This is a genomic window from Brooklawnia sp. (assembly GCF_049651565.1).
GTDB lineage: Bacteria > Actinomycetota > Actinomycetes > Propionibacteriales > Propionibacteriaceae > Brooklawnia.
In genome coordinates, this window is the sequence record NZ_JBASCI010000227.1 from 1 (window position 1) to 11,970 (window position 11,970).

Annotated in this window: 11 protein-coding genes; 5 read left to right on the plus strand and 6 right to left on the minus strand. The window is 65.6% G+C overall.

The window, feature by feature from the left end:
- Positions 1–213, plus strand: a 213-nt coding sequence (locus WBL05_RS10740; protein WP_424225842.1) for a hypothetical protein, incomplete at its 5' end; no start/stop codon positions are given.
- Here WBL05_RS10740 and WBL05_RS10745 read toward each other — a convergent pair.
- The 6 genes from WBL05_RS10745 to WBL05_RS10770 form a co-directional block, all read right to left on the minus strand.
- Positions 165–1,889: a hypothetical protein gene (locus WBL05_RS10745; protein ID WP_424225844.1), complete on the minus strand. Its 1,725-nt coding sequence runs from the start codon at positions 1,887–1,889 to the stop codon at positions 165–167. The genes WBL05_RS10740 and WBL05_RS10745 overlap by 49 nt on opposite strands.
- Positions 1,886–3,565, minus strand: coding sequence for a PQQ-binding-like beta-propeller repeat protein (locus WBL05_RS10750; protein WP_424225845.1), 1,680 nt, complete (start codon positions 3,563–3,565; stop codon positions 1,886–1,888). The genes WBL05_RS10745 and WBL05_RS10750 overlap by 4 nt, the downstream gene beginning before the upstream one ends.
- Before the next feature lie 331 nt (positions 3,566–3,896).
- Positions 3,897–4,892 carry a dihydroxyacetone kinase subunit DhaK gene (gene dhaK, locus WBL05_RS10755; protein WP_424225847.1) on the minus strand — a complete coding sequence of 332 codons (996 nt, stop codon included), beginning with the start codon at positions 4,890–4,892 and terminating at the stop codon, positions 3,897–3,899.
- Between the two features lie 51 nt (positions 4,893–4,943).
- A complete protein-coding gene (gene dhaL / locus WBL05_RS10760) occupies positions 4,944–5,579 on the minus strand; it encodes a dihydroxyacetone kinase subunit DhaL (RefSeq protein WP_424225849.1) in 636 nt (211 codons plus the stop codon).
- Between the two features lie 70 nt (positions 5,580–5,649).
- Positions 5,650–6,177 carry an O-acetyl-ADP-ribose deacetylase gene (locus WBL05_RS10765; protein WP_424225851.1) on the minus strand — a complete coding sequence of 176 codons (528 nt, stop codon included), beginning with the start codon at positions 6,175–6,177 and terminating at the stop codon, positions 5,650–5,652.
- Positions 6,174–7,604, minus strand: a complete 1,431-nt coding sequence (locus WBL05_RS10770; RefSeq protein WP_424225853.1) for an alpha,alpha-trehalose-phosphate synthase (UDP-forming) — start codon at positions 7,602–7,604, stop codon at positions 6,174–6,176. The genes WBL05_RS10765 and WBL05_RS10770 overlap by 4 nt, the downstream gene beginning before the upstream one ends.
- Before the next feature lie 66 nt (positions 7,605–7,670).
- On the opposite strand from WBL05_RS10770, the gene otsB reads away from it, so the two are divergent.
- The 4 genes from otsB to WBL05_RS10790 all read left to right on the plus strand — a co-directional run bounded on the left by otsB (position 7,671) and on the right by WBL05_RS10790 (position 11,636).
- A complete protein-coding gene (otsB, locus tag WBL05_RS10775) occupies positions 7,671–8,522 on the plus strand; it encodes a trehalose-phosphatase (protein ID WP_424225854.1) in 852 nt (283 codons plus the stop codon).
- A gap of 276 nt (positions 8,523–8,798) precedes the next feature.
- A complete protein-coding gene (locus WBL05_RS10780; protein WP_424225856.1) occupies positions 8,799–9,290 on the plus strand; it encodes a TRAP transporter small permease in 492 nt (163 codons plus the stop codon).
- Positions 9,287–10,558 (plus strand): TRAP transporter large permease, encoded by a 1,272-nt coding sequence (locus WBL05_RS10785; protein WP_424225857.1) that lies wholly within the window; start codon positions 9,287–9,289, stop codon positions 10,556–10,558. Before WBL05_RS10780 ends, WBL05_RS10785 begins: the two co-directional genes overlap by 4 nt.
- Positions 10,559–10,604: 46 nt before the next feature.
- Entirely contained in the window at positions 10,605–11,636 is a 1,032-nt protein-coding gene (locus tag WBL05_RS10790) for a TRAP transporter substrate-binding protein (protein WP_424225859.1), read from the plus strand.
- Positions 11,637–11,970 lie beyond the last annotated feature (334 nt).

Below are 11,970 nucleotides of genomic sequence, written 5' to 3' on the forward strand. Positions count from 1 at the left end.
GTGCAGGACACCGTGGTCATCAAGCGAGCCCTGATGGTCTGGCCGACCGCGCTGGTCACCGAGCCGGTGGCCGTCCGGGAGCGGCTGGCCGAGGAGGCCCGCAGCGAGGTACCGCAGGCCATCCGTGAGGCGTTGCCGGACGACCTGCTGGGGGCGCGTCCCGGTCAGCTGGATAATGGCCAGTTGGACGAGGTCGTCGAGGCCGAGGTCTGAACAGGGGGTTCCTCGGCCGGGTGCCCGGTCGTGCGGCGCAGCGCCGCCAGGGCGGCCAGCCCGGCGGCGAAGAACAACGCCCCGCCCAGGGTCCGGTCTCCGTAGGCCATCATCGCGGTCTGGTCGAGCGCCGATCCCTCCACCCTGACCTGGGCGCTGATGGCCAGCGACACCACCGCCAGCAGCGACATGGTCGCGTAGACCAGGATCCGGGACGCGTGGGGGAACTGCCTGGAGTCGCCGCGGGCCAGTTCGCCGTCGGTGAGGACCCGCCACAGCAGGCTGATCAGCAGCACACCGGTGGCTGACGCGGTGGCGAAGACGGTGCCCGGCTCGGACAGCACCTCCCGGAACCGGTACAACGACACCAGCAGGACCAGCACCAGTCCGTGCTGCAACCCGGCGGGACGGTTCCCACGAGTGACCAGCGCCACCAGCAGGCCGACCAGCAGCAGAACGCCGACCGGCTCGGGCTCCCAGGTCAGCCACCGCCAGCCGGTGCCCACCGCTGCCGCCGACAGCGTCATGATCGTGGCGTATGCGCCCAGTACCATCGGGGCGACCCGGTCGCCCGAGCGGGCCCGTCGCCAGGCCAGCACCCCGGCGAAGCCCGCCTGCAGCAACCGGCCGATGGCGACCGATGCGTTGTTCGTGGAAACCGTGGCCAGCCAGTCCGGGGTGCTGCCGGTGAGGAATGCGACCATCGCGCCGCTCACCGACGACACACCGGCGAGCAGCATCGGCGCCAGCATCAACATCGCCAGCAGGTAGGCGTCCTCGTGCCAGGCGTTGATGAGTTCGTCCGGTTCGGCCGGATCATCCTGGCTGGGCACCTCCGGCAGCGCGCGGCGGAGCGCGAGCAGCACGGCGACCACCAGCACCAGCGCGACGCCTGAGCCGAGCCACACCATGCCGGACCAGCCTGGCGTCCTGCGGATGGTCTGCACCACGGCATCAGCCAGATTGAGCACCACAAGCGCACCGATCACCGCCACGACAAGTCGCTGTGGCAGCGCCTGCGCCGATCCGAAGCCGAGCCGCTGGGCCAGCGAGACCCCGATCTGGCTGGCCGCGTAGCCGCCCATCAGCAGTGCCGGCAAGGCCAGGGTCGTCATCATCAGCAGCACCAGTTGCATGCTGAGGGTGCGTTGGTCGTAGCCGAAGTTCGCCTCCTGCTGCAGCGGCCCCAGCAACGCCACGCAGACCAGCCCCCACAGCACCGGGAATTCCCAGAGCGCGAACCGTCCGCGTGCCCGGACCAGGAAGAAGACGATGATGACCAGGCCACCAAGGGCTGCCATCCAGCCACGCTCGGGGACTGCCGCGATAGGCGTCAACGGCGCCAACAGCAGCAGCACGGCGATGATCCGCAGCACCGGCTGGATGTGCAACACCGCGGTCAGGCCGATGCCCAGGGTGAGGGTGACCAACCAGGTGATCACCGTCATGCTGCCGGCGCTGATCACCTCGCGGCCCTCGATGACGATCAGCGCGTCGTGTCGCATGATCCAGGGCGCCGCCAGCACCAGCACCATCGAGATCAGGTAGGCCACGCCGGCCAGCGCCAGGATGGGGGCCACCCCGCCGGGCCAGCGGCGGGGCTGCGGCATGCCGTCCTGGATTGGGGCGACCACCACGTCTCGCAACGCATCCTGCAGCACCCGTGCGAACCTCATGGCGCCGCCCACCAATTCGTGTCACCGCTGGTGCCGATGACAAGCACGCCGTGCCGAAGCCCCACCACCCAGTGGTCGGGTGAGTTGCGGTCGATCGGCCACTGCGCCCCGACGCCACCCTCGGCGTCAAGCAGCCAGGTCGTCTGGCGGCCGGTGACCAGCAGGCCATCGGCGGTGCGGGCCATGCCGAGAACCGAGACCGGTTGTTCCCAGACCAGCCGCTGTTGCGGCACGGAGAAGCCATACACCCGGGTGCTGCCCGCGCAGACGACCACTTCGTCGATCGTTGCCAGCGATCGGCAGATGTCCGGGGTGCCGGCCTGCCACAGCCGCTTGCCGGACAGGTCGAAACCGATCAGGTTGGTGTCGTTGTCCGCCAGTACGACCTGCTGGCCGACGACGGTGAGGCCGGCGACGCTGCCGAGCAGCTCATGGGTGGTCACGGTTCCGCGGGGGGAGACCAGGCTGAGGTTGCGTCCGGCGGCCACCGCCAGACCCGGACCGCCCGGGGTCGAGACCACCCGCGGAGCGAGGTTCGCTCCGGCAGCGACGTCGGCTGTCCAGACCTCGGAGCCGTCGAGCAGTGATCGGATGCTGAGGCTGCCATCGAGCCCGATGACGGCGAAGTGCCGGTCGTCGAACCTGGTCAGGTCTGCGATCAGGTCGGCGGTTTCGGATTGCCACTGCCAGCGGCCCTCGGCGTCGTAGCCGACCAGGGCTCGATCGGTGGTCGCGGCCACCGCCAGTTCGCCGGCTCCCAGCAGGGCCATCACGTCTGCTCCGGGACGCCGGCGCCACTGTACCGTCCAGTTGCCGTCATCGGCAGGCGAGGCGAAGTTGAGGTTGCCGTTCGGCCGGTTGGCGAACAGGACGCCGTCACCCAGCGCCACCGGCGCGATGGTGACGCCAATCGACATGGGAACACCACCGGTGGTGACCACCATCGGGGTCGGGTCTCCACCCGAGACCTGGCCGATGGCCGGGACGTCGAGGGACAGGCCTGCCACCTGCGGGGCGTGGGGCCCGGTCGTGAAGTGATCGTCCTGGGCGACGACGCCGCGGCCGGGGCAGCGGGTCAGCCGGGTTGTCGACTCCTGGCCCGGGAACGTGTCGGTGAGCAGGATGTCCAGGCAGCCGGGCTGCGTTGAGGCTGCCGCGCTACCGGTTCGGATGACCTCGACCGGCGCGTCGGAGGAGAGCCCGGTGATGCCGGTGGACGTCCAGGTCGAGCCCGGTTCGGCCGCTGCTGGCAGCTCCACCAGGCCGGGCTGGACGACGAGGCTGTCGCCCGGCGCGTCCACCGCGTGCACGGTGAGGCCCTCGTCGCCCACCGAGAGCAACGTCTGCACGATGCCGTCGGGGGCCTGGTTGGTCTCGACCACCCAGTAGCGTTCCAGCGCGGCGTCGAAGCCGAGCTCCGACAGCACAGTCTGGAAACTGGCCGGTGCGTCCAGGAACGCCACCGCGCCCGGCAGGTGCGAGGTCTCGATCACCAGCCTGCCACCAGCCGGGTCGGCCAGGAACTCCCGGTGTCCGGACGGCCCAAGGTACTCGGCTGCCGCCACGTCGGGCATCGCAGTGGGTGGCCGGGCGCCCGCGGTCATCGCGACCGACCACACGAGCATGGTCAGCAGGCCGACCATCCCGACCACGGTGGCCGCCCGGTGGCGCTGCACCTGTGCCGGGGTGGACGCCGGGGGACCGCCGGGCGGGCTGGCCGGCGGCGCCCAATGCTGGGGTGGTGGTGGCCACTGGTGGGGTGGCGGTGGCCACCGGTGGGGTGGTGGCGCGCCCTGCCATGGCGGCGAACCCCGCGCGGGATCGGTGTCAGGACCGGGATGACCAGGCACACCCGGGAGCCTAGGCGAGATGCCGTACGCGCGGGTGGATGCGGGCGTGTAGCGCACCGACTCAGCCTCAGCCCATGGGAAGGTCGGCGCCCGGTCGGCAGGCCCCAAAGGCTTCGAGGGGCCCACGGGAGTGAGCCCCTCGTCGCAATGGTAATGATCAGAAGGTGCGGATGGCGATCTCGGCAGGTGCCAGCAGCAGTTCCTTGATCTCGTCGTCGACCTTCACCAGGGTCATCGAGGCACCCGCCATCTCCAGCGAGGTGCAGTACTCGCCGACGTAGCTGCGCCACACCTTGATGCCGCGTTCGGACAGTTTGCGGTGGGCGATCCCGTACAGCAGGTATAGCTCGGAGATCGGGGTGCCGCCCAGGCCGTTGATCATCAGTGCGACTTCGTCGCCCGATTCGTAGGGCAGGTCGGGCACGATCGCCTCGATCAGTTCGTCCACGATCTCGTCAGCACTGACCAGCTTGTCGCGACGGCGTCCGGGCTCACCATGGATGCCGACGCCGACCTCCATCTCGTCCTCCTCGAGGTGGAACAGCGGCTCGCCCTTGGCGGGCGGGGTGCACGGGGTGAGCGCGATACCCATCGATCGGGTCACCGAGTTCACCTTCTCACCGATCGCCACTACCTCGTCGAGGCTGGCGCCCTGCTCGGACTTCGCCCCGCAGGCCTTCATGACGAAGAAGTTGCCGGCAACGCCGCGGCGTCCGACGGTGAACGTGGAGTCCTTCACGGCAACGTCATCGTTGATGAACAGGGTCGCGACGTTGTAACCCTCGGCCTCCAGCATCTCCCGAGCCATCTCGAAGGCCATCTTGTCGCCGGTGTAGTTGTTGACCAGCAGCAGAATGCCCTTGTCGGAGGCCAGCAGCTTGCCCGACTCGTAAACGTAGTCCATCGGCGGGGCGGCGAAGACGTCGCCGGGACAGGCGCCGTCCAGCATGCCCTTGCCGACCACCATCACGTGGGCGGGCTCGTGGCCCGAACCGGAGCCCTGGATGATCGTCACCTTGTCGTTGTTAGGCGCGTCGGCGCGCATGATCAGGTTGTACTCGGGCACGTACTTGAGCGTGTCCGGATTCGCCAGCGCGATGCCGGTCAACATCTCCGGCACGAATTGCTTGGGATCGTTCATGAACTTCTTCATCTGATTCCTCTCGTGCTCACCAGCTCGATATTCCGACTGGGGACCATCTTCTCAGCGGCCGGGCCAGTTTCCTGCCACCGCTGTCGCCAGTACTCCGATCGCGGTGGCCCCGGCGTCCACCGACCCGATGCTGCGTTCACCGGTGTAGGCGGCACGGCCGCGCATCGCCTGCATCGACTTGGTCGCCTCGGCAGCCTCGCGCGCGGTCGCGGCAGCGGCGTCGAGCGCCTCACCCACGGGGGCTCCTTCGTTGAGCTTGGCCTCCAGCGTGTCGGTCATCGGCGCCAGGGCATCAAGCAGGGTCTTCTCGCCCAGTGAGGCCCCACCGCGCGCCATGATGCCCTCGGCTGCAGCCCGCAGCATCGCGACCGCAGCGGCGCCGTCCAGGGTCTCGGCCTTTCGGGCCACCATCGACGCGCGCATGAATCCGGTACCCCAAATGGGGCCGGAGGTGCCGCCGACCCGGCTGGTGATGATCATCGCGACCTTCTGCAGGAAGCTCGCGGCGCTGGTGCGATCGAGTTCGTCCCATTGCTCCAGCAGACGCTCGCAGCCCCTGGCAAGTGAGTAGCCGAAGTCGCCGTCGCCGACCACCGAGTCGAGTTGGCAGAAGTAGTCCTCGTTGGAGCACGCGGTTTCGGCGATCGTGCGCACTACGTACTCAACCTTTTCGAGGCTGTCGGGCATCCGTTCACTCCTTCGTGGTTCCCATTGGATGCAAGCGTAGCGACCAGTCCTGTCGCTGGTGGCGGATCGCTCAGCTCCCGTTTGATTGCAGTTCAGACAGTGCTTTCTCGAAGGCCTTGTATGTCTGGTCGTTGAACAGCCAGAAGCGTGCCTCGACGACTTCCGGGTGGTCGGCCAGCGCGGCTGCCACGGCGCCAAGCGCGATTCTGGCGGCGTCGTCCAGTGGATAGCCGTAGATACCGGCTGAGATGGCCGGGAAGGCTACCCGGGCACAACCGTTCTCGGCCGCAACCTCGATACTGCGCCGGTAGGCCGATGCCAGCAGCTCGGGTTCACCATGGTTGCCGTCCTGGTAGATGGGGCCGACGGTGTGGATCACGTGGGAGGCCGGCAGTCGATAGCCCTTGGTGATCTTCGCGTCGCCGGTGTCGCAGCCGCCCAGCCGCTGGCACTCGGCCAGCAGTTCGGGACCAGCCGCCCGGTGGATCGCGCCGTCGACACCACCACCTCCGAGCAGGCTGTTGTTCGCGGCGTTGACGATCGCGTCCACCGCGTCGGTGGTGATGTCGCCCTTGTGCAGGGTGATCCTGGCGCTCATCTGGCCTCCCGGAATTGTGCCAGGTCGGTCAGGAAGGTGTCGGCCCAGCGATTTATGTCGTGTTCGAAGATCTGTTTGCGCAGCGCCCGCATCCGGCGTTGCTTCTCGCGCCGGGACGCATTAGCGGCCCGCAGCAGGGTCGATTTCATGCCGTTCAGGTCATAGGGGTTCACCAGGTAGGCCTGCCGCAATTCCTCGGCGGCACCGGCGAATTCGGAAAGCACCAGAGCACCTGTCTGATCGGTTCGGCAGGCGACGTATTCCTTGCAGACCAGGTTCATGCCGTCGCGCAGCGGTGTGACCACCATCACGTCGGCCACCGAGTACATCGCGGCCATCGCGAGCCGGGGGTACGAGCTGTGCAGGTAGAGGATGGGCGGGCGGCCGATGCGGCTGACGTCGCCATTGATGCGGCCGACCATCAGTTCGATCTCGTCGCGCAGCTTCACATACTCGGCGACGTTCTCCCGCGACGGCGAGGCCACCTGCACGAAGACATCATGGTCGGGGTCGAGGTCACCGGCCTCGAACAACTCGCCAAAGGCACGGATCCGGTGGATCAGGCCCTTGGTGTAGTCAAGGCGGTCGACGCCGAGGAAGATTCGCCGCGGGTTGCCCAGTTCCTCGCAGAACTTCTTCGCATAGTCGCGAGCCTCGTCGCTGGTCGCCAGGTCGGCGAACCCCTGGGCGTCGATCGAGATCGGGTAGGTGCGCACCTTCGGCAGCCGGCCGTCGGGCAGGAAGACGGTGTCGGAGCGGGTGCGCAGGTGCAGGTGGCGACGCACCAGCCGCAGGAAGTTGGCCGGGCCGGCCGGGGTCTGGAAGCCGATCAGGTCGGCCCCCAGCAAGCCGCGGATGATCTCGGAGCGCCATGGCAGTTGAGAGAACAGTTCGTCGGGCGGGAACGGGATGTGCAGGAAGAATCCGATGGTGAGGTCGGGCCGCAGTTCGCGCAGGTACTGCGGAACCAGCTGGAGTTGGTAGTCCTGCACCCAGACCACCGCGTCCTCGGCCGCGACCGCGGCGGCTTGTTCGGCGAATCGTCGGTTGACCCGGTCGTAGGCCTGCCACCAATCGCGGTGGAACTGGGGGAAGGCCACACCATCGTGGTAGAGCGGCCACAGCGTCGCGTTCGAGAACCCCTCGTAGTACAGCTCGATGTCAGCAGCGCTCAGCTTGACCGGCGCCAGATGGAAGTGTTCGTGGGTGAACGGCGCCAGCTCCTCGTCCGGGCTGCCGGACCATCCAACCCAGGTTCCGTCGTGTTGGCGCATCACCGGTTCGAGTGCCGTGACCAGTCCGCCGGGGGAGGTGCGCCAGACCTGGTTGCCCTGGTCATCGACCTTCCGGTCGACGGGCAGCCGGTTGGCCACCAGGACGAATGGGGATCGGCCGCTGTCGGCTATCGGGCTGTTGCTGTCCGCCATTCCTCGACCCTACCGGCTGAGCCCGGACCGGGCGGCTGACCGACCGATCTCTGCAAGGGTAGGACCATGACCCTTTTCGAGAACCTGACCGACACCGGCCGCGATGCGTTCGAGGTCATCGCCCGACGCCCCGATGTCGTCCTGGTCGCCATCGACTTCGACGGCACACTCGCGCCGATCGTCGCCGACCCGGAACGGGCGTTCCCCGACCCCCAGGCGTTGGCGGCGCTGGGACGACTGGGTTCGCTGGTGGGTCAGGTCGCGATCATCACCGGCCGCCCGGCCCGCACCGCGGTAAGTCTGGGGGGATTGGCACAGGTGCCCGGGCTGGAACGGCTGGTCGTCCTCGGTCAGTACGGGGTGGAGCGGTGGGACGCTGCGACCGGAACGTTCGAGATCCCGCCGGTGCCGGCCGCGATCGAGGACGTAGCCGACGAGTTGCCGCTGGTGCTGGCACAGGCCGGGCAGCCGGACGCCCGGATCGAACACAAGCAGCGGGCCATTGCGGTGCACACCCGCCAGTTACCCGATCCGGAAGGTGCCTATTCGGTGCTGGCCGATCCGGTGACCGAACTCGCCGCCCGGCACGGGCTGCAGGTCGAGCCGGGACGATTCGTCCTGGAGATCAGGGCGGCGTCCGCCGACAAGGGCGATGCGCTGAACGAGCTGGTGGCCGAGGTCGGCGCCGAAGTGGTCGTCTACGCCGGCGACGACCTGGGGGACATCCCGGCCTTCCGGGCCGTGCGGGGGATGGGCGAGCGAGGCTTGGTCGGAATCGGGGTGTACGCGGCGTCGGAGGAGCAACCGGCGCTGCGAGAGCTGGCTGACGTCAGTTGCGAGGCGACCCCGGGGGTTGCGGCCTGGCTCGATGCGGCTGCCGATGCCATTGAGGTTGGCTCTCATCAGCGCGGCCTGTAGCGGCGGGGACCTGCCGGCACAGGCCCCCTCCCCGGATATATCCTGTGGCGAAGAGGCGTGCGAGGTGATAGGTTGCGCGCAGCTTTGCAGCAGCACGAGGTAGTGCGCCGATCGTAGGCAAACAGTTTCTCGATCCGGTGGTCACAAGGCAAAGAGAGGGGCTTATGTGAGATGACCTCACATGTAAGTGGCGAACCTGCACCAGCTTCGCCGGACGACGCGAACGGGGGCGACGCTTCGGGGGCCCAGCTATCGATCTTGCACAAGGTCTTGCGTGTGCTGGATCTCACGCTCAAAGGGTTCGTGGTAGTAGCGCTGGTCCTCATGGTGGCATTCGTGTTCACGAATGCTTTGCTGAGATACGTGTTCCATTCCGGACTCACATGGTCAGAGGAGGCATCGCGCTATCTGTTCGTCTGGGTGGTCTTCCTCGGAGCCATCGTGGCGACGCAGGAACGTGGACACCTGGCGGTCGACATCGTTACGGTCCGGTTCTCCTGGGTAGGCCGCCGCATAGTTCTTGTCTTCAGCAATCTTGTGTTCATCACAGTGCTGGTTTTCCTGATCGATGGGTTGCTGCGGTTGATGGCGCTCAACGCCGGCGTCCCCGCCCCCGTGACGGGGATACCACGCAACACCATGTACGCGGCAGGTCTGGTTTCGTGCATCACCATCATCTGCATCCTCATCGTGCAGAGCATAACTCTAGGCGTCATGGGCGGTCTGGAGCGGCGGATCGACAAGACCGAGGTGGAGGCCGTCGAATGATCTGGTTGTTCCTGGGTGTACTGTTCCTTTTCCTCGCCTTCAACGTCCCGGTGGCGGCGGCGATGCTGGTCGCCGGTAGCGCCGTCCTGGCGTCGCTCGGACTCTTCAACACACAAGTCCTCGCCGAGAACATGATCAACGGAGCCAACAATTTCGCCTTGATGGCTATTCCGTTCTTCATCCTGACTGGTGAGATCATGAATGCTGGTGGCGTTTCCCGCCGCATCGTAGATTTCGCCAGCTCGATGGTCGGCCACATCCGTGGCGGACTAGGCTACGTCACCGTCATAACCGGCATCATCTTTGCCGGTATCTCGGGCTCTGCCGTCGCGGACACCGCAGCGCTGGGCGCCATTCTGATTCCAATGATGGCGGCCAAGGGTTATCAGAAGAACAAAGCCACGGCGCTGGTAGCAGCCACCGGCATTATCGGCACGGTGATCCCGCCCAGCATCCCAATGATCCTGTTCGGTGTGATCAGCGGTGTCTCGGTGACCGGCATGTTCATGTCGGGCATTGTCCCCGGCATCATCATGGGGCTGTCCATCATGGTTCTGTGGCGGATCCTGACCAACCGGGAGAGGATGGCGACCCTGCCGAAGGCCAGCGGCGTGGAACGGCTGCGCACGCTCAGGGGAGCGGCGCTGGCGCTCTTCTTGCCGCTCATCATCATTGTCGGATTGCGTGGAGGGGTTTTCACCCCGACTGAAGCCGGCGTGGTCGCCGCTGTCTACGCCTTCTTGATCAGCCTGCTCTATCGCGAGCTCACGCCGAGGGCAATGGTGGCGGTGCTGATCCAGACCGCCAAGACAACCGGTGTGGTGCTCTTCCTAGCGGCCGCTGCAATGGTCTCCGCATACGCCATCACGGTCGCCCAGATTCCGGCGCAGCTCGCGCAGACGTTGCTCGGAGTGACCACCAACCCGACTCTGATGTTGTTGATGATCATGGTCTTCCTGTTCTTGGTGGGTTGTGTGATGGACATGACCCCGGCAATCCTGATCTTCGGGCCGGTGCTGCTGCCGGTCATTACGAGCGTAGGAATTGATCCCATCTACTTCGGCGTCATCATGGTCATCAATCTGTCGGTGGGGCTTATCACACCACCGGTAGGCACGGTTCTCTACGTTGGCTGTGGCATCGCGAAAATCAGCATAGTCGAGCTGAGCAAGGCCATCTGGCCATACTTCGCGCTTTACTTCGGTCTGCTGATGCTACTTGCAGTATTCCCCCAAATCATCATGGTCCCTGGCGCACTCTTGCGTTGATTCTAGATGAAGTACTTAGTAATGATAGTTAGACAGGAGAAAAATCATGAAAAGAAGGACTTTCCTTTACGGCGCGATGGGTACCGCCATCGCCGCTACGGCGGTCGGCTGTGGAGGACAACAATCAAGTGGTGGCGCAACCGGTGGCAACCGGGGCGGTGGACTGAGCACGATTCGCGTCGGCCACTACTTCAATGAGAACCATCCCAACCACAAGGCCTTGGTGGAAGTTTTCAAGCCCGAGGTTGAACAAGCAAGTAATGGTGAGATAGAAGTTCAGGTCTTCCCCAATAGTCAACTGGGCGATGAGGAAGCGATGAGCAACGGCGTGCGCAACGGCAGCATCGAGATGGCGGTGCCGGGCATGTTACTCGCCAACGCGGATCGTCGACTCGGTCTAGCGGAGTTTCCCTTCCTGTTCAACGATCATGACCATGCTCGCCGCGCACTCGATGGTGATACCGGACAATTCATGGTGGAAGCCTGCACGGATCTTGGTCTGAAGCACATGGGGTGGTCGCTCAACGGCTTCAGGGTGATCTCATCCAATCGGGCTATCACCAAGATGGACGATTTCCAGGGGTTCAGGCTGCGGATGCCCAATGTTCCCGTCTACATCATGTGCGGCGAAGCGCTGGGTGCCACGATCACTCCGATGGCCATCACCGAGATCTTCACCGCCTTGGAGCAGGGTGTCATCGATGGTCAGGAGAATCCGTATCTGACCGTTCTCGCCAATGGGTGGTACGAAGTTCAGAGTCACATGATCGAGACCTATCACTTGATGAGTCCCAACATGTACCTGTTCAACCTTGAACTGTTCAACAGCCTGGATGCTGACACCCAGCAGATCATCACCGCAGCCGCCGACAAGTCGTCCCGCCACGCCTGGAACACCTCCGTGGAGGAGGAGAAGACCGTGAAGCAGGAACTCGAAGGCCACGGTATGGAGATCATCATCCCGGACGAGTCCTTCAGGACTGACCTGCACGCCGCGATGGACGGCGTGTATGCACAGCTCGAGCAGGAGTTCGACTGGGCAGGGGAGCAGATCGAGATCGCGAAGTCCTACGCCTGATTCCCATGATCCTTCGATCGGTGGACGAGCAGGGCCCGGCGACTGAGGTTGTCGAGCCCCTCGTTCACTACCAGTTCGACCCCTCATGCTCGCGCATGGCGTGACTTCGGCACTGGTCGGGACTCTCGTTCGACTGTCAGCGTCCGGGGAAAACCAACGCACTCACACCTAGGTCATGCTCAGACCTCGCGCCGCGCAATTGCGTAGACCCCGGGTTCCGCAGTTGGTGGGCAGACGAAACACCTGATTTCAAGGGTTGACTAGGCCAAATGCCTGGGTTCGGCGCGTGGGGTCGTGTGCCCACGTGTCGGCGGGGCTGAGTTGGGGCCGTTTG

Coding starts and splice junctions, on each gene's coding strand:
- WBL05_RS10745 (WP_424225844.1), bottom strand. CDS start 1,889: ATGAGGTTCGCACGGGTGCTGCAGGATGCGTTGCGAGACGTGGTGGTC.
- dhaK (WP_424225847.1), bottom strand. CDS start 4,892: ATGAAGAAGTTCATGAACGATCCCAAGCAATTCGTGCCGGAGATGTTG.
- dhaL (WP_424225849.1), bottom strand. CDS start 5,579: ATGCCCGACAGCCTCGAAAAGGTTGAGTACGTAGTGCGCACGATCGCC.
- WBL05_RS10765 (WP_424225851.1), bottom strand. CDS start 6,177: ATGAGCGCCAGGATCACCCTGCACAAGGGCGACATCACCACCGACGCG.
- WBL05_RS10770 (WP_424225853.1), bottom strand. CDS start 7,604: ATGGCGGACAGCAACAGCCCGATAGCCGACAGCGGCCGATCCCCATTC.
- otsB (WP_424225854.1), top strand. CDS start 7,671: ATGACCCTTTTCGAGAACCTGACCGACACCGGCCGCGATGCGTTCGAG.
- WBL05_RS10785 (WP_424225857.1), top strand. CDS start 9,287: ATGATCTGGTTGTTCCTGGGTGTACTGTTCCTTTTCCTCGCCTTCAAC.
- WBL05_RS10790 (WP_424225859.1), top strand. CDS start 10,605: ATGAAAAGAAGGACTTTCCTTTACGGCGCGATGGGTACCGCCATCGCC.